20 protein-coding genes and 1 tRNA gene are annotated in these 20554 nt (G+C 64.9%); 11 read left to right on the top strand and 10 right to left on the bottom strand.

The annotated features are described in order from the left end of the window. Positions 1–53 precede the first annotated feature (53 nt). The 4 genes from AB4Z48_RS17095 to AB4Z48_RS17080 all read right to left on the bottom strand — a co-directional run bounded on the left by AB4Z48_RS17095 (position 54) and on the right by AB4Z48_RS17080 (position 4818). The gene (locus AB4Z48_RS17095) at positions 54–1109 is read right to left on the bottom strand and encodes an ABC transporter ATP-binding protein (RefSeq protein ID WP_441615975.1); all 1056 of its coding nucleotides are present in this window, start codon (positions 1107–1109) and stop codon (positions 54–56) included. 4 nt (positions 1110–1113) lie between these two features. Continuing rightward, positions 1114–2001, bottom strand: a complete 888-nt coding sequence (locus AB4Z48_RS17090; protein ID WP_441615973.1) for an ABC transporter permease — start codon at positions 1999–2001, stop codon at positions 1114–1116. 25 nt (positions 2002–2026) lie between these two features. After that, on the bottom strand, positions 2027–2977 hold the full coding sequence (locus AB4Z48_RS17085) for an ABC transporter permease (RefSeq protein ID WP_441615971.1): 951 nt from the start codon (positions 2975–2977) through the stop codon (positions 2027–2029). A 152-nt stretch (positions 2978–3129) separates the two neighbouring features. Then, complete coding sequence (locus tag AB4Z48_RS17080) at positions 3130–4818, bottom strand: ABC transporter substrate-binding protein (RefSeq protein WP_441615969.1); 1689 nt, start codon at positions 4816–4818, stop codon at positions 3130–3132. Positions 4819–5032: 214 nt separating this feature from the next. Between AB4Z48_RS17080 and AB4Z48_RS17075 the strand changes: the two genes are divergently transcribed. Then, positions 5033–6280, top strand: a complete 1248-nt coding sequence (locus tag AB4Z48_RS17075; protein WP_441615967.1) for a Zn-dependent hydrolase — start codon at positions 5033–5035, stop codon at positions 6278–6280. 77 nt (positions 6281–6357) lie between these two features. On the opposite strand, the gene AB4Z48_RS17070 is transcribed toward AB4Z48_RS17075, so the two are convergent. Continuing rightward, positions 6358–7197, bottom strand: coding sequence for an IclR family transcriptional regulator (locus tag AB4Z48_RS17070; RefSeq protein WP_441615965.1), 840 nt, complete (start codon positions 7195–7197; stop codon positions 6358–6360). Between the two features lie 402 nt (positions 7198–7599). On the opposite strand from AB4Z48_RS17070, the gene AB4Z48_RS17065 reads away from it, so the two are divergent. The 7 genes from AB4Z48_RS17065 (at position 7600) to AB4Z48_RS17035 (ending at position 12845) form a co-directional block, all read left to right on the top strand. Continuing rightward, on the top strand, positions 7600–8307 hold the full coding sequence (locus tag AB4Z48_RS17065) for a GntR family transcriptional regulator (RefSeq protein WP_441615963.1): 708 nt from the start codon (positions 7600–7602) through the stop codon (positions 8305–8307). Between the two features lie 37 nt (positions 8308–8344). Continuing rightward, positions 8345–9022, top strand: a complete 678-nt coding sequence (locus AB4Z48_RS17060; RefSeq protein WP_441615961.1) for a DUF2848 domain-containing protein — start codon at positions 8345–8347, stop codon at positions 9020–9022. Further along, entirely contained in the window at positions 9019–10353 is a 1335-nt protein-coding gene (locus tag AB4Z48_RS17055; protein ID WP_441615959.1) for an amidase, read from the top strand. The genes AB4Z48_RS17060 and AB4Z48_RS17055 overlap by 4 nt, the downstream gene beginning before the upstream one ends. A gap of 102 nt (positions 10354–10455) precedes the next feature. Further along, positions 10456–11745: an MFS transporter gene (locus AB4Z48_RS17050; protein ID WP_441616500.1), complete on the top strand. Its 1290-nt coding sequence runs from the start codon at positions 10456–10458 to the stop codon at positions 11743–11745. Between the two features lie 239 nt (positions 11746–11984). Further along, positions 11985–12071: transfer RNA gene (locus AB4Z48_RS17045), tRNA-Leu, on the top strand. A gap of 275 nt (positions 12072–12346) precedes the next feature. Next, positions 12347–12511: a BrnT family toxin gene (locus AB4Z48_RS17040; protein WP_441615958.1), complete on the top strand. Its 165-nt coding sequence runs from the start codon at positions 12347–12349 to the stop codon at positions 12509–12511. Next, positions 12495–12845: a BrnA antitoxin family protein gene (locus AB4Z48_RS17035; protein WP_441615956.1), complete on the top strand. Its 351-nt coding sequence runs from the start codon at positions 12495–12497 to the stop codon at positions 12843–12845. Before AB4Z48_RS17040 ends, AB4Z48_RS17035 begins: the two co-directional genes overlap by 17 nt. A 647-nt stretch (positions 12846–13492) precedes the next feature. On the opposite strand, the gene AB4Z48_RS17030 is transcribed toward AB4Z48_RS17035, so the two are convergent. Further along, positions 13493–13984, bottom strand: coding sequence for a hypothetical protein (locus AB4Z48_RS17030; RefSeq protein WP_441615955.1), 492 nt, complete (start codon positions 13982–13984; stop codon positions 13493–13495). Between the two features lie 537 nt (positions 13985–14521). After that, positions 14522–15532: a GlxA family transcriptional regulator gene (locus tag AB4Z48_RS17025; protein ID WP_441615953.1), complete on the bottom strand. Its 1011-nt coding sequence runs from the start codon at positions 15530–15532 to the stop codon at positions 14522–14524. A 56-nt stretch (positions 15533–15588) separates the two neighbouring features. Between AB4Z48_RS17025 and AB4Z48_RS17020 the strand changes: the two genes are divergently transcribed. Both AB4Z48_RS17020 and AB4Z48_RS17015 read left to right on the top strand, forming a co-directional pair. After that, positions 15589–16368: an MBL fold metallo-hydrolase gene (locus AB4Z48_RS17020; RefSeq protein WP_441615951.1), complete on the top strand. Its 780-nt coding sequence runs from the start codon at positions 15589–15591 to the stop codon at positions 16366–16368. 379 nt (positions 16369–16747) lie between these two features. After that, positions 16748–17050 (top strand): hypothetical protein, encoded by a 303-nt coding sequence (locus tag AB4Z48_RS17015; RefSeq protein WP_441615949.1) that lies wholly within the window; start codon positions 16748–16750, stop codon positions 17048–17050. Between the two features lie 12 nt (positions 17051–17062). Here the strand turns inward: AB4Z48_RS17015 and AB4Z48_RS17010 are convergent, their stop codons facing one another. Next, entirely contained in the window at positions 17063–17377 is a 315-nt protein-coding gene (locus tag AB4Z48_RS17010) for a hypothetical protein (RefSeq protein WP_441615947.1), read from the bottom strand. Between the two features lie 39 nt (positions 17378–17416). Further along, positions 17417–18127 (bottom strand): phospholipase D-like domain-containing protein, encoded by a 711-nt coding sequence (locus AB4Z48_RS17005; RefSeq protein WP_441615945.1) that lies wholly within the window; start codon positions 18125–18127, stop codon positions 17417–17419. A gap of 160 nt (positions 18128–18287) precedes the next feature. On the opposite strand from AB4Z48_RS17005, the gene AB4Z48_RS17000 reads away from it, so the two are divergent. Continuing rightward, on the top strand, positions 18288–18569 hold the full coding sequence (locus AB4Z48_RS17000) for an excalibur calcium-binding domain-containing protein (protein WP_441615943.1): 282 nt from the start codon (positions 18288–18290) through the stop codon (positions 18567–18569). An 89-nt stretch (positions 18570–18658) separates the two neighbouring features. Here AB4Z48_RS17000 and AB4Z48_RS16995 read toward each other — a convergent pair whose 3' ends face one another. Beyond that, positions 18659–20248: an arylsulfatase gene (locus AB4Z48_RS16995; protein WP_441615941.1), complete on the bottom strand. Its 1590-nt coding sequence runs from the start codon at positions 20246–20248 to the stop codon at positions 18659–18661. Positions 20249–20554: the final 306 nt, after the last annotated feature.

Below are 20554 nucleotides of genomic sequence, written 5' to 3'. Positions count from 1 at the left end.
TTGTCTTGTGGGGTCACTTGTGGGGTCACTTGTGGGGTCACGATAAGCCTCGCTCAGATCCTTGCAGCCAGATGGCGGCTGTGGCCGCCGTCCGCATTGGCCATCAGGCAGGCCACGGGATGCCCGGCCAGCGCGTCGGACAGCACCGGCGCGCGGCGCGCACAGACCGCCTCGGCCATGGCGCAGCGCGGGTGGAAGCTGCAGCCGGATGGCGGGTTGATCGGGTTGGGCGGATCGCCCGCCAGCGGCGCGACCAGGGTGCGGTGGTCCGGGTCGGTGGCCGGCATCGAGGCCAGCAGCGCGCGCGTGTATGGGTGGGAAGGGTTGGCGTAGAGCGTCTCGGTGTCGCCCACTTCGACCACCTTGCCCAGGTACATCACCATCACGCGGTCGCACAGGTAGCGGATCACGTTGAGGTCGTGGCTGATGAAGACGTAGGTGAGGTCGAACTCGGCCTTGAGCTCCAGCAGCAGGTTCAGCACCTGCGCTTCGACCGACTTGTCGAGCGCCGAGACGGCCTCGTCCAGGATCACCAGGCGCGGGCGCAGCACCAGCGCCCGGGCGATGTTCACGCGCTGGCGCTGGCCGCCGGACAGCTCGTGCGGATAGCGCCCGGCGAAGCGCGCCGGCTCCAGGCCCACGCGGTCGAGCAGGGCGCGCGCCCGCGCGCTGGCCTCGGCCGCGCCGATGCCGTGCACGCGCGCGGTGAAGGCGATCGATTCCTCGATGGTCAGGCGCGGGTTGAGCGAGGAGTAGCTGTCCTGGAACACCATCTGCACCTGGCTGCGAAAGCGCTTCATCGGCAACTGCGCCGAGCCCACGCCCTGCGCGTCGAAGATCAGCTCGCCGCTGTCCTGCTCGATGAGCTGCATCAGCAGGCGCGCGGTGGTGGACTTGCCGCAGCCCGATTCGCCCACCACGCCGAGCGTCTCGCCCTTGAGGACCTCGAAGCCGACGCCGTCGACGGCGCGTACCACGCCGGCGCGGCGCCCGGGGATCTTCGACTTGAGCGGGAAATGCTTGACCAGCTCGCGGGCGATCACCAGCGGCTGGGCCGGGCCGCCGACGTCGGCGTTGCGCAGGGCTTGCGGCAAAGTGGTTTCGGTCATGGCGTCAGTCCTTGATTTCCATCGCCGAGCGGATGCCGTCGGCGAGCAGGTTGAAGGAGATCGAGGTCAGGAAGATCATCGCGCCGGGCAGTGCGGCCACCCACGGCTGCGTGTAGATGGCGGTGCGCAGCGTGTTGAGCATCAGGCCCCATTCCGGCTCGGGCGGCTTGACGCCGAGGCCGAGGAAGGACAGCCCCGAGGCCAGGATCATCGACACCGAGATCAGGCTGGTGGCGTAGACGAAGATCGGGCCCAGCACGTTGTTGAGCACGTGCGCGCGCACGATGGTGAGCGACGACGCGCCCGAGGCGCGCGCCGCGTCGACGAATTCGCGGTTGCGCACCTGGGTGGTCACGCTCTCGGCCACGCGCACGATCTGCGGCACGAACACGATGGTGAGCGACAGCAGCGCATTGCCCACGCCCGCGCCCAGCGTGCCCGACAGCGCAATGGCCAGCAGCACGGAGGGGAAGGCGTAGAGGATGTCGACCAGGCGCATGATCACGGTATTGGTCCAGCCGCCGGCGTAGCCCGCCACGATGCCCAGCGCGCTGCCGACCACGAAGGCGATCAGCACCGGCGTGATGCCCATGAACAGCGACAGGCGCGCGCCCAGCATCAGGCGCGAGAGCATGTCGCGCCCGAGTTCGTCGGTGCCAAGCAGGTAGTGCTCGGTGCCGACGGGCTTGAGGCGCTTGAGGATCGACGCGGCGTAGGGATCGGCCGGCATCAGCGCCGGCGCGAAGAGCGCCATCAGCACCAGCGCCAGCAGGATCAGCGCGGCCAGCATGGCCAGCTTGTTGCGCAGCAGGCGCCGGCCGACCGTGGTCCAGTAGCCGGGCGAGCGCTGCACGAGCGGCGCGACGGCGGGCTTCTTCAAAGTCATTTCCATGATGGCTTCCGGTTGGCTTGCTGGGTCAGTTGCGCTGGATGCGGGGATCGAACAGCGTCTGCAGCGCGTCCACCAGCAGGTTCAGCAGCACGAAGAACACGGCCAGCACGAGGATGGTCCCCTGCAGCAGCGGGAAGTCGCGCTGGAAGATCGCCGAATTGAGCAGGAAGCCGGTGCCGGGCCAGGAGAACACGGTCTCGATCAGGATCGAGCCGCCCAGCAGGTAGCCGAGCTGCAGGCCCATCACCGACAGCGCGGTCGGCGCCACGTTCTTGAGCACGTGGCGGAACACCGCGAGCTCGGACAGCCCGCGCGCCTTGAGGCCGACGATGAACTCGTTGGAGAGGATCTCCGCGACCAGCGCGCGGATGGTGCGCGCGACGATGCCCATCGGAATCACCGACATCGTGATCGCCGGCAGCAGCATGTACTGCAGATGTTCCCAGTCCCATTGCCAGTCGGCGGAGCCGCCCGGCCCCGCGCCGGTGGCGGGCAGCCAGCCGAGGAAGACCGAGAATACGATCACCAGCACCATGCCCAGCCAGTAGTGCGGCATGCTGACGCCGAACACCGACAGGAAGGATGCGGTGCGGTCGGCCACGGAATCGCGGAAGTAGCCCGCCACGAAGCCGAACAGGCAGCCGAAGGTAAAGCCGATCAACGTGGCCACGGCGGCCAGGCGCACCGAGTTGACCACCGCGGTCATCACTTCGCTCATGACCGGCCGGTTGGTGGCGATGGAGGTGCCCAGGTCGCCGTGCAGCGCACGGGCGAGCCAGTGCAGGAATTGCTCGAGGAAGGGCTTGTCGAAGCCGTACAGCGCGGTGAGCTGGCGGCGCAGGTCCTCCGAGGCGTCGGGCGGCAGCACCGACACCAGCGGATCGCCCGGCGCGATATGGACCAGCGAGAAGCACAGCAGGGCGACCCCGAGCAGGATGGGGATCGCATAGACGATGCGGCGGAGCAGGTAAGTCATGGGCTTGGCCGGCTAGAGAAAAGGAAAGAGTGGGGCAGGGCAATGCAAGGCGATGCGCTTGTTGTTTCCCCCAATCCCGCTTGTGGGCGAGGGAGCGGGGGGCCAAGCCGGCGCGGCGCATCTCCCCCTTGCGCCCGCACCGGCAACACGGCTCAGTCCATCGACATCGTGGCCAGGTCGATGAACCAGCTTTGCGGCTGCACCACGCCCTTGACCTTCTTCGAGATGGCGCGCGGGCCCACGTCATGCGCAATCAGCACGAAAGGCGATTCTTCCACGATGCGCGCGTGCAACCTGGCCAGCGCGGTGTCGCGCGCCTTGTCATCGAAGGAGGTGCGCGCGGTCTCGATCAACTTGTCGAACTCGGCGTTGCCGAAGTAGCCCCAGTTGTTGGAGACCGGTGGCTGCGTCTTGGTGCTGACGAAGCGGACCATGGCGAAGAACGGGTCCATCGCCGCGAAGCTCACGTTGATGGCGTTGGCGCCGTGCGCGCTCGGGTCCTTGCTGCCGACGCGCCAGTTGGTAAACAGCGTGTTCCACTCGACCACGTCGAAGTCCACGTCGAAGAAGCACTCCTTCAGGTTCTGCTGCACATACTCGTTCATCGGCAGCGGCTGCATCTGGCCCGAGCCCGAGGCAGACACCTGCACCTTGACCTTGAGCGGCTTGGCTGCCGAGTAGCCGGCTTCCGTCATCAGCTTGCGCGCGGCGCTGGCGTCGTACTTGACATCGAACTTGGGATTGCCCCACCACGGGCTGCCCGGCTCGACGATGCCCTTGGCCTCGGCCATGTAGCCGCCCAGCAGCGTCTTCAGGCCCGAGCGGTTGACGCACAGGTTGGCCGCCTCGCGCACGCGCTTGTCGAGCCAGGGCGAGCCGGGCGCGAAGGACAGCTGCCACGGCCACATATGCGGCTGCGCATTGGCGTAGACCTCGAAGCCGCGGCTCTTGATCTGCGCCACGGCGTCAGGCGCCGGCGCCTCGATCCAGTCCACCTGGCCGGACAGCAGCGCGGCGGTGCGCGCATTGGCTTCCGGCATCGGCAGCATCACCACCTTGTCGATCCTGGGCACGCGCTTGCTGTCCCAGTACTGCGCGTTCTTCACCACCTCGAGCCGCTCGCGCGGCACGAAGCGGCTCATCTTGAACGGGCCGGTGCCGGAGGCGTCGGCGGCGAAGGCCACCCATGCCTGCTTGCTGCGTTCGGCCGTATCGGTGACCGAGGCCGGCACCGCGGCGAGCTTTTTCTCCCACTGCGCGGGGGAGGCCATGAACAGGTTGCTCAGGTTGTAGGGCAGGAAGGAGTCGGGCTCGGAGGTGACCAGCTCCACCGTGAGGTCGTCGATCTTCTTGGCCGAGCGCAGCGTCGGCATGCGCGAGGCGGTCACGCCGACCTGGCTGGGGTCGAACTGCCTGGCAGTCTTGTCGAGCACCTTGTTCACGTTCCACACCACGGCGTCGGCGTTGAACGCCGAGCCGTCGTGGAACTTCACGCCGGGGCGCAGCTTGAAGACCCACCTGGTCTTGTCCTTGGCATCCACCTTCCATTCCGTGGCCAGGTCGGGGATCAGCAGGCTCGGGCCGTTGCCCTTGGAGAGATCCCACTGGGTCAGGCCGTCGTACATCGGGATGCCGGTGAACCGGTTGCCTTCGAAGCCCTGGTCGGGCTGGCCCAGCGTGCGCGGGATGTCGGCGGCGGTCATGCCCACGCGCAGCACCTTCTCGGCATGGGCGGCGCCGGGCAGGGCGAGCAGGGAAAGCGAAGTGAGCGCGGCGGCAGCGGCGACGGCTTTCAGGCTGGGTTTCGTGCTTCCGGCGGCGGGGGAAGAAAAAACGGTCACGGGCAGTGCTCCTGGGTGGGGGGAAGGGCGGACGCATCCCTTCAAGCAAGTCATGTGCCAGTTGCCGCGGCACCCGGCCGAGGCAGAGGCGTTGCGGCGACCGGTGTCACGCAGGCGCAAGGGGGGCGTCCGCTTCATGGCTTGTGCCTGCCTTGCCCATGGCCTGCTTTTTGCTGGCCTGTCCTTTCGTTTTCCAACCAACCGGCTTCCCGACATGGACCAGCAACACCTTCCCCGCATCAACGCAACCCGCCTGTGGCAATCGCTGATGGACCTGGCGCAGATCGGCGCCACGCCCAAGGGCGGCGTGTGCCGCATCGCCCTGACCGAGTTGGACCGCCAGGGTCGCGACCTGGTGGTGGGCTGGTGCCGCGAGGCCGGGCTCGAGGTGCGCACCGACGAAGTGGGCAATGTGTTCGCGCGGCGCGCGGGCAGCGATCCCGATGCGGCCGCCGTGGCCACCGGCAGCCATATCGACACCCAGCCCTCGGGGGGCAAGTTCGACGGCAACTTCGGCGTGCTGGCCGGGCTGGAGGTCATGCGCACGCTCAACGACCTCGGCATCGTCACCCGCGCGCCGCTGGAACTGGCCTTCTGGACCAACGAGGAGGGCACCCGCTTCACGCCGGTGATGATGGGCTCGGGCGCCTTTGCCGGCGTGTTCGAGGCCGGGTTCGTGCGCGCCCAGCGCGACCTCGATGGCATCAGCGTGGGCGAGGCGCTGGCGCAGATCGGCTACCGCGGCGAGCATGCGGTGGGCGAGGTGCCCGGCGGCATGTTCGCTGCCTATTTCGAGGCGCATATCGAGCAGGGGCCGGTGCTCGAAGCCGCCGGGCTGCCGATCGGCGTGGTCTCCGGCGCGCTCGGCCAGCAGTGGTACGACGTGACCGTGACCGGGCAGGACGCGCATGCCGGCCCCACGCCGCTGGCGCTGCGCCACGACGCCATGCTGGCGGCCGCGCGCATGATCGACGAGGTCAACCGCATTGCCGTGGCCGAGGCCCCGCATGGCCGCGGCACGGTCGGCTACGTGCACGTGGCGCCCAACTCGCGCAACGTGATCCCGGGCCACGTGGACTTCTCGGTGGACTTGCGCAATCTCTCGCAGGAGGGGCTTGACCGCATGGACGCGGCCATGCGCGCGCAGTTCGCCCGGATCGCGCGCGACGGCGCGGTGCAAGTGGAGATCCGCCAGGTGGTGAAGTTCGAGCCCTGCGCGTTCGCGCCCGCCTGCGTGGACAGCGTGCGGCGCGCGGCCGCGGCGCTGGGGCTGCCGCATATGGACGTGGTCAGCGGCGCAGGCCATGACGCCGTCTACGTGGCCCAGCGCGCGCCGACCGGCATGATCTTCGTGCCTTGCAAGGACGGCATCAGCCACAACGAACTGGAAGACGCGCTGCCCGAGCATGTCGAGGCCGGCGCCAACGTGCTGCTGCAGGCCATGCTGGAGCACGCCCGCTAGCCCGGCCTTTCCCGCTTCCTTCCGCCCCGCTTCATTCCGCCCCGCGCGGCTGTTTCAGGGCACGGCGAAGCAGCCTCTCAGTGGGCGATGGAGCGGGAGATTGCCCATGCGCACTCGATCACCATCGGCGCCAGCTTCTTCTGCGCCTCGGCCATGCTCCAGCGGCTGGCGGGCGGCGATACATGGACCGCGCCCACCGCCTGGCCCTGGCTGTTGACGATGGCCGCGCCAATGCCCATGTCGCCCAGGAACAGTTCCTCGTTGTTGCAGGCATAGCCCACCTTGCGGCAGGCCGCCACGGTCTCGAAGATCGCCGCCACATCGGTCAGCGTGGCCGGCGTGCGCGCAACGCGCGCGGAGCTTTCCAGCATCGCCATCACTTGCTCGTCCGGCAGCGTGCTGAGGTAGGCCCGGCCGCTGCTGGTGCAATACATGGGGATGCGCATGCCAACCGGGGTCAGCACCGGGATGTACTTCGACGTCATGAGCTGCGCCACGTAGACCATGTCCAGGCCGACCGGCTCGGTCAGGTTGGCGGTTTCGCCGCTGGCATTGGCGAGCTGCGACAGATAAGGGCTGGCGGCCTGGATCAGCGCGTCCGCGGACAGGTAGTTGTAGCCAATCTCCATCACCTTCGGGGTCAGGCGAAAGCGCCGCGTCTGCGGATGCTTGGCGACGTAGCCGAGCTTCTCCAGCGTATGCACGGTGCGCTGCGCCGAACTCTTGGTCATGCCGGTGAGCCCGGCCAACTCCGCCAGGGTGAGCGTGCGATGCACCGCACTGAAGGCGCGCAGGACCTCCAGGCCCTTCTCGAGCGACTGGTTGAAAAGCGGGTCCGGGCGGGTGGTGTCCTCGCTGCTTTCTGCGGTGGCCGCCGGCGTGTCGGCGTCCTCGTTTTTTTTGTACTGCCCGGTCATGTTCGCATTTTCCGTCGAGGTCGCATGCAGGTCTGGGCACCATCGCTGGGAGGTCTTGCACCACGATGAATGCATATTGCACCAATATACGACTGAATCGATTATCGATTCTAGGTCGATGTGGACATGATAGAAGGGCTGCGAGTTTTTGGGAATAGCGATAGCGGGCACGGTATTGCGCATCATGCGGGAACGCTTTTGATGGCGCACCGGAAAGCTTTGCCCAGCATGGGTTTGCGGGGAGCTCTCGCCATGCGGCGAAGCGATGCAAGGGCGGCGCTGCGTGGATTCCCGTCGCCTGGCGGTGCCGCAGCCTAGCGTTTACCCTGCGCTTCATCGTGTTGACGATCAGTGAAATATCAGACTAGTATCACAACAACTTCAACACCGCAGGAACGCATCATGGCGAACCCGATCAGGCTCGTTGCCAGTGCCGGCGAACCCGCCGCCGAGAGTGGCGCCGCAAGCCGCGCCGCGACCGGCGCCGCCATGCGCGAGCAGGCCTACGCCGAGATCAAGCGCCGCATCATCGCCTGCGAGTTCCGCCCGGGCGAGCCGCTCAACGAGGCCCAGGTCGCGGGCCTGCTCGGGCTGGGCCGCACGCCTGTCCACCAGGCGCTGCACCGGCTCGAGGTGGAAGGGCTGGTCTCGATCATGCCGCGCAAGGGCGTGCTGGTCTCGCCGCTGTCGCTCAATGAAGTGCTCGACATGATCGAAGTGCGCGCGACCAACGAGGTCCTGTGCGCCACGCTCGCCGCCGAGCGCGGCCACGAAAGCGATTTCAAGGCCATGCGCGAGATCCTCGGCCGTTCGCCGGAGCTGATCGCGCGGCGTGACATTGCCGGCCTGGCCTCGCTCGACCTCAAGTTCCATACCGCCATGTCGGCCGCCTCGCGCAACCGCGTGCTGGCCGACCTGCTGCGCAACCTGCACGAGAAGCAGGCCCGTTTCTGGTTCCTCTCGCTATCCGATCCGCAGCACCTGGAGAACGTCTACCAGGAGCACCTGCTGATCGTCGACGCGCTCGAGCGGCGCGACATCCCGGCGGTGCGCGAGGCCATCCGGGAACACATCGACGAATTCCGGAAGAACATCATCCGGACCATCTGACCCACTGACCGTTTTTCTCCGCAACAGGTAGTACGACATGCCGACACTGCAATTCCAGGTCGCCGGCGAGGGCGCACTCGCCCTCGACATCCAGCGCCTCATCATCGCCGGCTGGACCGGCCGCGACGCCGACGCCGTCAACCATCACATCCGCGAGCTCGAAGAGATCGGCGTCAGGCCGCCCTCGACCGTGCCTTGCTTCTACCCGCTGGCCGCCTCGCTGCTGACCACCGAGACGCTGCTCGAAGTGCCGCGCGAGGATTCCTCGGGCGAGATCGAGTTCGTGCTGCTGGCCGGCCAGGACGCCATGTACATCGGCGTCGGCTCCGACCACACCGACCGCAAGGTCGAGGCCTACGACGTCACCGTCTCCAAGCAGATGTGCGCCAAGCCGCTCGGCACCGAACTCTGGCGCTTTGCCGACGTGGCGGATCACTGGGACCAGCTGCAGATGCGCTGCTGGCGCACCCGCAACGGCCAGCGCGAGCTGTACCAGGAAGGCCTGGTGACGCGCCTGCTCGATCCGCGTGACCTGATCCGGCGCCTCACCGGTGAAGACACGCTGCCGCCCGGCACCGCCATGTTCTGCGGCACGCAGGCGGTGATCGGCGAACTCGGCAGTGGCGAAGCCTTCGAAGTGGAGCTGCACGACCCGGTACGCAAGCGCACCCTGCGCCATGCCTATCGCGTGGCCTGCCTGGCGGTGGCACCATGAGCGCCGCGCAACCGACCATCGCCGCGCTCGCCGCCGAACTCGGCGCGGGGCGCACCACCAGCGTGGCGCTGACCGAGCAGGCGCTGGCGCGCATCGAAGACCATCGCGCTAAGGGCGGCGTCGCCTTCCTGGAGGTGGACGCGGCCGGCGCGCTGGCCGCCGCGCGTGCCGCCGACCAGGCCCGCGCGGCCGGCCTGGTGGCGTCGCCGCTGGCCGGCCTGCCGATTTCCATCAAGGACCTGTTCGACGTAAAAGGGCAGGTGACGCGGGCCGGATCGAAGGCGCTTGCCGGCGCGCCCGCCAGCGCAGACGCAGTCGCCGTGGCGCGCCTGCGCGCAGCGGGCGCCGTGCTGATCGGGCGTACCAATATGAGCGAGTTCGCCTTCTCCGGCCTTGGGCTGAACCCGCACTACGGCACGCCGCGCACGCCGTTCGACGAAGCCCGCATCGCCGGCGGCTCCACCTCGGGCGGCGCCGTCAGCGTGGCGCTCGGCATGGCAGCCGCGGCGCTCGGCACCGATACTGGCGGCTCCATCCGCATCCCCAGCGCATTCTGCGGCCTGACCGGCTTCAAGCCCAGCGCGCGCCGCGTGCCGCTGGATGGCGGCGTACCGCTCTCCACCTCGCTCGACTCCGCCGGCCCGCTGGCACGCTCGGTGGCCTGCTGCGCGGCGTTCGACGCCATCGTCAGCGGCGAGGCCCTGGACAGCAGGCCCGCGCCGCTGGCCGGATTGCGCCTGCTGGTTACGCGCGATTTCGTCTGCGACAGCCTCGACGCCGAGGTCGCCCAGGCCTTCGACGCCACGCTCGACATGCTCGCGCGCCTTGGCGCGCGCATCGTGCCGTTCAATTTCCCCGAACTCAAGCGCCTGCCGGACATCAACGCCGGCGGCGGCCTGACCGCGGCCGAGGCGTGGCACTGGCACAAGCAACTGCTGGCCGAACGCGGCGGCGATTATGACCCGCGCGTCGCCATGCGCATCCGCCGCGGCGAGCAGCTCGGCGCCGCCGACTACCTCGACCTGCTGGCCGCGCGCCGCGCCATGCAAGCGCGCGCCGCCGGGCTGCTGCGCGAGGCCGACGCCTGGCTGATGCCCACCGTGGCCGTACGCCCGCCACGGCTGGATGCGCTGCAAAGCGACGAAGCCTTCTTCGCCACCAACGGCCTCGTGCTGCGCAACGCCAGCGTGATCAATTTCCTCGACGGCTGCGCCGTCTCGCTGCCGCTGCCGGTGGCCGGGCAGGGCATCGGCCTTGGCGTGTGCGGCCTCAACGGGCAGGACGCGCGCGTGCTGCAGGTAGCGGGCGCCATCGAGACCGTGCTTCAGTAATCCAGGAACGAACCGAGGGCCGCAGCCACGCAGCGCGGCCCCGCCATCCACACCCAAGGAGTTACACCGATGACCACCGTGATGACCGGAGCCCCCGACGCGATGGCGCCCGCCGCCGCGCCCAGCGCCGCCGAGCGCGACCACGCCTACCGCAAGATCGCGGTGCGGCTGATTCCCTTCCTCGTCTTCCTGTTCGTGCTGGCCTGGATCGACCGCGTCAACGTCGGCTTCGCCAAGCTGCAGATGCTGCAAGACCTGCAGTTCAGCGAAGCCGTGTACGGCTTCGGCGCCGGCATCTTCTTCATCGGTTATTTCCTCTTCGAAGTCCCCAGCAACCTGCTGCTGGAAAAGATCGGCGCGCGCCGCACGCTCGCGCGCATCACCATCCTGTGGGGCCTGGCGTCGATGGCGATGATCTTCGTCAAGACTCCCATGCAGTTCTACGCGCTGCGCTTCCTGCTCGGCATCTTCGAAGCCGGCTTCTTCCCCGGCGTGGTGCTCTATCTCACCTACTGGTTCCCCGCCCAGCGCCGCGCCCGCATCAACGGCCTGTTCATGACCTCGTTCGCCATCGCCGGCGTGATCGGCGGCCCGCTTGCCGGCTTCATCATGAGCCGCATGGAAGGCGTCGAAGGCCTTGCCAACTGGCAATGGCTGTTCGTCATCGAAGGCATCCCCTCGGTGCTCGCCGGCATCGCCGTGCTCATGTTCCTGCCAGAAAAGCCCGCCAGCGCCAACTGGCTCACCCAGGGCGAGCGCGATCTCGTCAGCCGCGAGATCGAAGCCGAGAACCGCGACCCCGCCAAGCACTCATCCCTGCGCGACGCCTTCGCCAACGCCCGCGTCTGGATCTGCGCCGCCATCTACTTCTGCGTGGTCAGCGGCAACGCCACCATCGCCTTCTGGTCGCCGTCCATCATCAAAGAGCTCGGTGTGCAGGGCAATCTCCAGATCGGCCTGGTCTCCGCCATCCCCTTCATCGCCGGCACCATCGCCATGGTCTGGAACGGCATCCACTCCGACCGCACCGGCGAACGCCGCCTGCACTGCGCCCTGGCGACACTCATGGCCGCCGCCGGCCTCGTGCTCACCGGCATGTGGCTGCACAGCGCCGTGCTCGCGCTCGTCGCCCTGACCATCGCCTCCGTAGGCATCCTCGCCGCCTTCCCCGTATTCTGGTCCCTGCCGTCCGCCTTCCTCGCCGGCACCGCGGCCGCCGGCGGCATCGCCCTGATCAACTCCATCGGCAACCTGGCCGGATTCGTCGCCCCGTACATGATCGGCTGGTTCAAGACCAGCACCGGCCAGCTATCCTCCGGCCTGTACTTCGTCGCCGCCCTCGAAGCCTGCGCCACCGTCCTTGTACTCTCCTGCATCAAGGGCAAGCGCTGAAACCGTGGGCAGCGCACGTTGATTGCGCCGATGCAGGCAAGGGGCTGGATTCCCCGCGCGCTTTGCGCTAGAATCCGCAGCCTCGTTGCGCTGCATGCGCAAAGTGCGCCGGCAGCACAGGAAACACAAGCCAGGCGGGCAGTCTTGCCCGCCGCTTCTGTGACCTCACACGCTGCCCGGCCCGCCTGCAACGCCAGCGAGCACAGCGGCCTCCCGCCAGGGATGCGCCCGCAGGGACTGCGAGGGTGGCGAAATTGGTAGACGCACCAGGTTTAGGTCCTGACGCCAGCAATGGTGTAGGGGTTCGAGTCCCCTCCCTCGCACCACCCACCCCTTTCCGCAGTACACAAATCCACACCAAAGTAGACCGCAAACCTAAGCCCCACAAGGGTTTCTAGGATTTTGCACGTCCTCGCTTTCGTGTCGGGAAAGCCGCACAAAAACCCGCGAAAATACGCCTCATTACGCTTGAATTACGCCAGCACTACGTCCGGGTCTGCCGGCGCGCGGCCTGCTCGGTACAATGGCCATGTGCCAAGCGCACCACAATATCGGGATGAGCGCGTTTGCTCTGGCTCCGGGGCCCTAAGGAATTTGGGCAGTGGCAAGTCGGTTCGAGTACGGTGAAACGCGCTTTGTCGCTACAGGCATGATCGGTGAGCGTGTCTATGTGCTGGTGTACACAATGCGAGGCGAGACGATGCGCGTCATCAGCCTGCGCAAAGCCAACCGCCGCCAGGTGTTGAACTATGTCGACGAAACGTAGTGTCCATATCCCTAGCGAAGCCGAGGACAGGGCGCTGACACTCGCGGCGGAATCCGACCCCGACAACCCGCCGCTTACCGATGAGGAACTGGCGCGCATGCGACCCGCGCGGGAAGTGCTGCCCAAGCTGATCGGTGAGAAGGCAGCGCAGCCCTTGCTCAAGCCGCGCGGCCGGCCGGCGCTGCCGGCAGACCAGCGCAAGGTATCGCTCAACATGCGAGCCGACCGCGATGTGATCGACGCATTCAAGGCAACCGGAGATGGCTGGCAGACGCGTATCAACGAAGTACTGCGCGCCTACGCGAAGTCCCACCGCATGCTGCCCCGCGGCTGACCTGCTGCTTTCCTCCGTGCCACTTGCCTCTTTCCTGTGGTCGTCCCCGTAGCGGCGCCTAGAGCGCCGCTATTCGTTTCTCCTCTCCAAGCCACCACTCCGACATCGATGCCGCCGATGCACTTCCAGGTGGCGATCACGTTGCCGACCTGCGAGGCTGCCTGTTTGAATCCCTTGGCGCCGCCACGGAGGCCACAGCAGAAGCCGAATGTCTTGTACTCGCGGCGGATCGTGCGAGCACCTCGCTGTAGGAGAAAGCCTCGCTGCGGGAGGACGTAGTTCCTACATTCTGCCGATCGATCGATGCGTATGCTGGAAAAAGCCGAAGGGTGTTTAGGAGAGCCTCATGAAGACCATTCTTGTGTTGATTGCCGCATCAGTTGCGCTGCTTGGCGGGTGCGTTGTCGCACCCGATCGAGACGAGCACCGCGGGGGGTACTACGGCGGAGATGGGCGAGCAGATCATGGTGATCGCTATTGGGGGGATCATCGGGACTACAGTGGTGACAGAGATCGATGGCAGGGCGCCCCGAGGTACTAGCGTGCTCCGCACCCTCTAGCATTCCTCCATCCAAAGGCCGGATACCCGTGCTGCCCCGATAGGCAGACCTGCCAAGGATTGACGCTCGCAGCCACCTTGGGGTGGGTTATTTTTGGGTCTTGGGCTGCTGGAGCGTGGAGCCGGCCGACGACTGATACAGAGACGGTTGGGAATATGATGTTTCGCTATCGCTCGTCGCGGTGTCTCCTTTAGAGCGAGAGCGGGCACCTGCGGCGCTGTAGCGCTTTCCAAGATCGGCGTTCACTCCACCCGCGGAGTAGCCCTGCGTCTGGCCAGAACCGTAGCTGCCCATGGTGGCAGTCTGGCCGTAGCCAGACGTGCCGCCGGCTTGGCCATAACTGGCCGCACCAAGACGCGGCCCGGCCTGGGCTGTCCCAGCCAACAGCACAAGAATCAAGCAGGGTATCTGTTTCATTTGTAGGCTCCACTTCGTAGATGTAAGGCTGATTACCTGATAGGAGGTCATTGTGCTGTCCAGCCAATGACTGGCTTTCCCTACCGAAGTTGGGAACGACAAATACAACGGGCCAGGGGGCGCGTCGGCCAGCAGCTTCTTGAGCGCGGCCTTGCGTTGCATGGGGGGAGAATTCGGGCAGCTGCGGCGCCGATGCGCGCGAGGGCACGATATGGCGGAGCGCCTACGAGCCGCAGGTGGCCACGGAATCTAGACTAGTCGCCGGTCAGCCAATCGAAGAACTTGTACACACCATAGGCTGCCGCTGCGCCCAGTGCAACAGGTGCCGCGGCTGCTGCAACTGCCGAGCCACCGGCGAGGGACGCGATTCCAGCCACGACCCCGGATCCCGACGGCAAGGTACTTAACGGGCGGAGTGGTGGCCGCTAAACCCCTCATTCGGAGGGGTTTGACTGGACATGCAATCAGAATGCCGAAGGCCGGTCCGGCGGCTATAGCTTTGCGAGCGCATTCACTCCTGACGCGCGCGGCGCGGGCGCGGCATCCATCAGCGCGCCACAGGCCCGCGATGGCGGGCGGACTGCCGCTGCCGGCCACAGCAGCCAATCAGCTCGACATCCACGATGGGCATTTTCACTGTGAAGCGCAGTGGCCAGGGCGACAGCCGCCGACTGAGGCAGCCCACTCCTCCGGGGAGATTTAGGATCGTCCAAATGCCTGCCGGTATTGCGCCGGCGTAAGCGCTGTCAGGTCCTTGAACATCCGGCGCATCCCGGAGTCGCTGCTAAAGCCGAGTTCCGCGCTGATCGTATTGGCCGGCGCAGAGGTATGAATCAGGCGCTCGCTTACTTGATTGAGCTTTATCCGGCGCACATAGCTTGCGACCGGCAAGCCGGTCGCGGCAACAACTTTCCGGGCCAGGGTTCGCTCTGTCATGTTCAGTTCCTGGGCCAGGCGGGCAACTGTCGCCTCAGTAGCAGAAATCTGTTCCGCAATCATGTGCAGCTTGCGCAGTAACCGATCCGGCTGCTCGATCAGACTCCTCATCTGAAAGGCATGATGAGTGCGCTCGGGACGCGGCAAGACCATAAGCTTCGTCAGATCCCGGTAGGCTTCCCTGCTGATCCGCTTTTCTATGAAAGACTGTGCGATCGGCAGATAACCGTTGACCCCTGACGCGGTCGCAGTACGCAAGTTGTAAACACTGGTTCGTTCGGTTTGCCAAACGGCCTTGGGAAACTGCTCTCGCATCATGTCGGCCAGCCACCATGTGACCGTCGCCTTTTGCCCGTTCAGCCTGCCCGTGGCGGCAGCCAGGCAGACGCCGGTGCAGTAGCTCCACATCATCACGCTTCTTTGCAGGCCGGCCAAAGCCGTGATCATGCCCGCATTCTTCGCCAGGGCGCCGGCTATCTGCCAGGCTGATTCAGCCCAGAACCCGGGTATCAGTATTGCATTGAGGCAGGCGTCTTGAGCCGCGGACGCGGCTTTCAGCGAATGGCCGTGAGCGCATTCGACAAGGCCCGCCTGGGCCGCTACAAACACCGGCTCGAAGAGAACCATCCCGGCCCGGCGGTTCGCCGCATGAACAAGATCCGCGAACGCGAACAGCCCTGCCGGCAAGCATTCCGGGTACAGCAGCAAACCGATGCGGAAGGGAGCCGGCGGAGGCATGGCAGAAAATAATCGTTTTATGTCAGTTCTGGCCATTTTAGGAGAGCGACGCGCAGCACACAATGAATTCCTCCCATCAGGAAGGATAGATCATGAAAATAACGCAACTCCGCAATGCCACGGCCGTCGTCGAGATTGGCGCTTATACGATCCTGGTTGATCCGATGCTGGCACCAAGAGGCGCATTGCCGCCACTGAGGTTTCTCGGCCAGCGAGAGCGCAATCCCGTCGTTGATTTGCCGCCGGTGACCGATTCGTTGCTGGAATCGGTGACGCATTGCCTGATTACGCATTGCCAGAAAGGGCATTTCGACCATCTCGACCGCATGGGAAAGCACTGGCTACGCAGCAGGCAAATTCCCGTTATCTGCACGCCGCACGATGCGGAGCATCTTCGTCAACGCGGCTTAAACGTACATCCGCTGGCGGAGAATCATCAAGAACCGCAACCATTCCTCGGCGGGAAAATCAGGACAATGGCTTGCCGGCATGGGAAAGGCATGGTTGGACTGTTGATGGAGCACGGCGTCGGCTACTTAATCGAGATGCCGGGGGAGCCTAGCCTGTATCTCTCCGGCGATACCATTTTTACACCCGCAATTCGCGAATTTATCGCGCGCCTTCAACCCCAGGTTTCCCTGATCCCGGCCGGAGGAGCCAAGTTCGACGTCGGGGACGAAATCATCATGGGCACGGGTGACGTGATTGAATTCACCCAGGCCCTGAAAGGCATAGTAGTTGCCAATCATCTGGAAGCGCTGAGTCATTGCCCCGTACAACGGGCGGAACTAAGGGTCGCGGCAGCCCGTGCAGGCGTGGGCGACAGGTTGCGGATTCCCGCGGATGGGGAGGCCTTGGAATTCGCGGCTTGAAGGTTTGGCCTTGGGGTCGAGAGCAGCAGTTCGTCGGTTATCAGCTCCCGGAGCCGGACTGTCCGCTGGTGAAAGTTCCGGGGACGGCCAGCGACGTTGAGTGGTACCGCGCCGCGCTGGCCGAGTTGCTGTTGCGCGCCGGCTATGAGGTCAGGCTGAAGGCGGCGGCGGTGGCGGCGTGTCAGTGAGCGCACGCAGCGGAGCAAGGGACGCGGCTGGCGGACCCGGAGAACAATGCTAGGGCCTGCAGGGGAAGGCTTTCCTCAACTCTCGTAGCAATGTGGGGGTCACGTAGTCGACGTCGGGGGGGCTGTTCAAGATAAGCTGTTTGGCGGTGTCATTGGTCAGCGCCAAGTTGCCCGGCATGCAGAATAGCGGCGTGCCATTGATCACCCGCGCGGTAGAGGCACTCCAGGTTACGCCTTCCGTCAAGCCTTGCAGAAAGGCGTCGGTGTGCGAGTTCATGGCGGGATTTGCGGCCATTGCACGGAAGAATTTGACAGTCATGTCGGCGTGCGCGGGGGCAGCAACGGTCGCGGTGAGCGTCGCAGCAAGCAATATTCGAAGGCTAATTGACATAGGTTTCGTTTTATTTTTCAGTGGGTATGAAATCAGGCTGAGGGCGGCGATGGCGGCGATGGCGGCGATGGCGGCGATGGCGGCGATGGCCGCGTGCCTGTAGCCGGGCAGTTTCTCAGTTTCCGCCGCGTTGGGAAATGAGGTCTATGCCCTTGGTCATGGCGTCGATGATGGCTACGGCCGATTCCGCGCCCATCGCCACGACGATATGGCCGCCGCCAGACGGAATGATCCTGATGCTCAGTAGCCTGTCTCCAGCCTGGAACTCTTCGATGGCCCGCGTGACGGCAGATTCAAAGCCGATTGAGACGCTGGGGTCATCGATGCGACCAGCAGACCAGGCGAACCTGTTGTTCAGGCTCACGCCGATCAGAAGCCGCTCTCTGGCCGGCAGGTGTTTAATTTCGGTGAACGCTTCGAACACATTCATCAGTCTTGTTCCTCATGATTTCCGGTGTGCGGGTGCCGGTCAGCGCGCGGGATAGGGCTTCCCGAGATCCCAGCGCGACTGCCAGTGCGCGATGTACTGGCGCGAAACCTCCGGCATGTCTCGAATGACGACCACATTTTCGGAGTTGGCCGTCTCGGCGGACGGCGCGAAATTGAAAGAGCCCGTTTCTACCGTATTGCCGTCGACGATGATCGTCTTGTCGTGATGGATGTGGAAATGGTCGTTGGTCCGCAGTTCCACACCATTGCGGGTCACGAAGTCCATGGCCGCATTGCTGACTTTGCCCAGGTTGCGCTTCTTGTCGATCACCACGCGCACATCCACGCCGCGATTCCTGGCATCGACCAGCGCCTGCATGATGTCGGGGGCCTGGAACGCGTAGGCGAGCATCTGGATGCTGCGCTTCGCGCTACCGATCGTCTCCAGCACCAGCATCCGCGCCGAGCCTTCCGGAGAGAAGCCGACCTGAATGCTGGGTTCGGCATGGGAAAGGGATGGACTGCCGAGCAGGGCCGCCAGCGCGATGCATCGAATTGTCTTCCACGGGCCGGAGAACGATCGCTTCTCGCCGACCGGCTCCGACCGGGCATTGGTCGTGTCGAACTTGCCCACGATGATCGGCGCGGCATAGTCCGGCCAGGTCTCTGCGGGATCGTCGAGTGCAGGCGGCTCGACGCAATACACGTCACGCAGCAGCTGGCGCTGCACCGGGGCGTAGTTGTTGTACATGGGTGGTTCTCGTGGGCTTGGGCTTGCAGTATCTCACTCGGCGCCGTCGACTGGCTCGGCCCGGCAGGCTGACGCCAGCGGCTTCGGGCCGGAGTTCATTCAATAGTGTCAGCGTTCGGTGTCCGGTTGTGGCATTCTTCGCACAAAGAAAAGGGGTCACATGAACAAGCTTCTATTGCTCTGCGTCGCGGCGGCGGCCGCTTGGTTCTACTTCAAGCAATCACCCAAGGTTGAGCAAGCTGCCCAAGCTGCTTTGCCCATGATTGAAAAAACAGCACCTCCTGCGGCTTCGCCAGTCTTTCAATGCCAGGGGAAGCAGCACTGCAGCCAGATGACTTCATGCGAGGAGGCTCGTTTCTACCTGCGCAACTGCCCGAGCGTGAAGATTGACGGCGACCACGATGGCATCCCATGCGAGACGCCGCCGCTGCAGTGTTCGTAGATGGCGCGGGCCCGGCGCGCGACGCAGCTACACCCGCTTGAAGGCGGGCGTAGCTGCGTGTCGGTGAGTTCGCGGATTGCGGCGGACGGTCAGCGTGAACCCGCTCCCGTCCTGAGTTGCTCTTCTATCTTGGTAAGATTGAACGAGCCGGGTGACTGACTTGGCGGGTATTCTTTCATCGATTGCAGGAACTGAGCAGCCATTGCCTGAATCGGTACGATGACATACACCCTGTCCAGGAGCCAGTCGTTATAGGTGTTGGAGTTATGCTGGGATTTCTCGAATGGATCTCGACGCAGGTTGAAAACCAGCGGGACGCGCAGCTCCGTAAAAGGCTCTCGCCACACACCGAACGCTTCCCCCCGATTCTCCAGGAACACTACCTTCCAATCCTGATACCGGGCGGCGACGACCTGGCCGTCATCATTGACATACCAAAACTCCTTGCGGGGCGATTCCTTTGCCTTGCCCGACAGGTAGTCGTTCAGGTCGTAACCATCGCAATGTGCCCGGTATTTCCTGCCGGCAAACGTAGCTCCCTTCAGAAGGCGCTCCTTTACGTCTGGCATGCCGGCGGCCGCCAACAGCGTTGGCATCCAGTCCTCATGTGCGACGATGCCGGTGAGTATCGTGTCGGCTTGCCAATGACCCGGCCATCGGACGAAAGCAGGGACGCGGTAGGCACCTTCCCAATTGGAGTTTTTCTCGCTGCGGAACGGCGTGGTGCCCGCGTCGGGCCAGGTGTTGTAGTGAGGCCCGTTGTCGGTCGAATACATGACGATGGTGTCGTTGGTCAACCCCAGGCTGTCCAGCTCCTTAAGCAAGTCCCCGACCATGCGGTCATGCTCGACCATTCCGTCGCTGTATTCGTCCTGTCCCGAGATGCCGCGATTCTGGGCCTTCACATGGGTCCTGAAATGCATCCGAGTCGCATTCCACCAGATGAAGAACGGCTTGTCGGCTTTCGCCTGCCGGCCCATGAACTCCTTGGCGGCGGCGAGCGTCTCTTCATCAATTGTCTCCATCCGCTTCTTTGTGAGTGGCCCGGTGTCCTCGACCGTCTGCCCGCCCTTTCCATCCGCCTTGGACCGGATCACGCCGCGCGGGCCAAACTTCTTGGCAAATCCCGGATCCTTCGGGTAATCGAGGTTTTCGGGCTCCTCCGATGCGTTCAAGTGATACAGGCTTCCAAAATACTCGTCAAAGCCTTGCATGGTGGGCAGGTGCTCGTCACGGTCTCCAAAGTGATTCTTGCCAAACTGGCCGGTAGCGTACCCCTGCGCTTTTAGCAGTGCGGCAATTGTGGGATCGGATTTCTGCCAGCCTTCCTTGGCCCCCGGCAGCCCGACCTTTGTCATCCCGGTGCGCACCGGGACCGCGCCCCCGATAAAGGCCGCGCGCCCGGCGGTGCAACTCTGCTGTCCGTAGTAATCGGTGAACCCCACGCCTTCCTTGGCCAAGCGGTCAATGTTTGGCGTCGTGTAGCCCATCATGCCGTGGCTGTTCCGACTGATGTTCCAGGTGCCGATATCGTCGCCCCAAATAATGAGAATGTTGGGCTTCTTCCCGGTGGCCTGGGCCTGGGCCGGAGGACCGGCGATCAGCAGTGACAGGCAGAAAATCGGCAAGAGGAGCGCTGCGCCCCAAGTTGAACGCGAGCGTTGGAGTGCCTGGAGCATGCTGTACCTCACATGTATACGCGCAAGACGATGTGGATGCACCGAGATCAGGCTAGCAGAGAGGCGGCAGAAGCTGAATTAACTGTTATGTGCGGCGGTCTTACTTATTTCGCCTGCGCCCTCTGGCGAACGGAAGTGAACGGAGTCTCCTCCACTCGGCGGAGGCCCGGCAAAGTATTTGGGCGTTTCCTACCTGTAGGGGTTCGGCGGACGCGTTGGCTGGTTCCCGTATATGCCTTGTCAAGGGCGAGCGGGTTTCGAAGTTTCCGAAATCTTCCTGAGCACGGGATCGGCGTTGGCCGTGAC

It is taken from the genome of Cupriavidus sp. 2TAF22 (genome assembly GCF_052115045.1).
Lineage (GTDB): Bacteria > Pseudomonadota > Gammaproteobacteria > Burkholderiales > Burkholderiaceae > Cupriavidus.
The sequence above is the reverse complement of the archived record's forward strand: the minus strand, read 5'-3'. Positions and strand labels throughout refer to the sequence as shown.